We start from the raw sequence: 1,486 nt of genomic DNA on the forward strand, positions 1-1,486 counted from the left end.
GGGCAAATCGATTCGTTTCGCGGCGAGGTGCGGTTCAACACGGCGGACGGCGGCTCTCGCTGGATGCTGGTGAGCGCCCGCAGTATCCGCGACGCCTCAGGCGTCCTGCGCGGCGGGACCGGCACGCTGACGGACATTTCGGCGGCGAAGGCGGTCGAGGCGGATCTCGTGGCGGCGCGCGCCGCGGCGGAAGTCGCGAACCAGGCAAAGAGTGAATTCCTCTCGGCCATGAGCCACGAGCTGCGGACGCCGCTCAACGCCGTCATCGGCCTAAGTGAATCGCTGCTCGAGGCGGGCGCGGCGGTGGACGCCACCCGCACGCGCCGCTACCTCGGCATCATTCACGACAGCGGGAAGCAGCTGCTGGCGCAGATCAACGACATCCTCGACCTGGCCCGCATCGAGGCCGGTCGTATCCAGCTCAACGTGACGTCGTTCGACCTCGGCCTGCTGGCCGCCGCCGCCGTCGAATCCGTGCAGCGCGACGCGCGCGCCAAACACCTGGTCACCGAGGTGCAACGCCCGCCCGCGCCGCTCATCGTCAGCGCCGACGAGCGGCTGCTGCGGCAGGTCGTGCAGAACCTCGTGAGCAACGCGGTCAAGTTCACGCCCGCCAGGGGCGGCGTCACCGTCTCCGTCGCGACCAACGCCGCGGGCACCGTCGTCATCGCGGTGCGCGACACCGGCATCGGCATTCCGCCGGACAAGCTGGACCGGTTGTTCAAACCCTTTTCCCAAGTCGACTCATCGCTGGCGCGCGCCTTCGGCGGCACCGGCCTTGGCCTCGTGCTGGTGCAGCGGCTGGTGCGATTGCACGGCGGCACCGTCACCGTGGCGAGCACGCCAGGCGCCGGCAGCACCTTCACGATCGAACTGCCCGCGTCGATCGTCGTCCCGCCCGTCACCCCACCCGCCGACCTGCCTCCCCGCGCCCGCCGCGTCGTCCTCGTCGACGACGATCCGCGCCAGCACACCCTCGTCGGCGATTACTTGCGCGATCACCGGATCGAGGTGGTGCACTGCGACAGCGGTGAGTCCGCGTTGCAGGCGATCGCCGCGGCTGAACCGGGCCTCGCGCTGGTCGATATCAACATGCCCGGCATGAACGGCCTCGATCTGATCGCGCGCCTCCGCCAGACGCCGCATGGCCGCAACCTGCCCATCGTGGCGGTCAGCGCGCTCACCGAGGCGGAAGCCGTCGCCCGCTGCCGCGCCGCCGGAGCCAACGCGCACCTGCCCAAACCCGTTTCGCTCACCGCCCTCGCCCTCAACCTTCGCACCTTCGCCGGCCTCGCTCCATGAAACCCAAGATCCTCATCGTCGACGACGAACCGCTCAACCTTGCGACCCTCGAGGCCTTTCTCGCCGGCGACGCTTACGACCTGCACTTCGCCGAGAACGGGCCCGACGCCCTCGCGCTCGCGCGGCTCCACCAGCCCGATCTGATCCTGCTGGATGTCATGATGCCGGAGATGGACGGCTTCAC

Annotated in this window: 2 protein-coding genes; both read left to right on the forward strand. The window is 69.6% G+C overall.

The features are described from left to right. Nucleotides 1-1,302 (forward strand): hybrid sensor histidine kinase/response regulator (locus VYI76_RS16730; RefSeq protein ID WP_326525950.1); only part of this gene is annotated, 1,302 nt, incomplete at its 5' end. Next, the coding region (locus VYI76_RS16735) for a response regulator (RefSeq protein WP_326525951.1) at nt 1,299-1,486 on the forward strand (188 nt) is incomplete at its 3' end. The genes VYI76_RS16730 and VYI76_RS16735, both read left to right, overlap by 4 nt.

This window comes from Sphingomonas sp. (assembly GCF_035910975.1).
Classification (GTDB): Bacteria; Pseudomonadota; Alphaproteobacteria; order Sphingomonadales; family Sphingomonadaceae; genus Sphingomonas.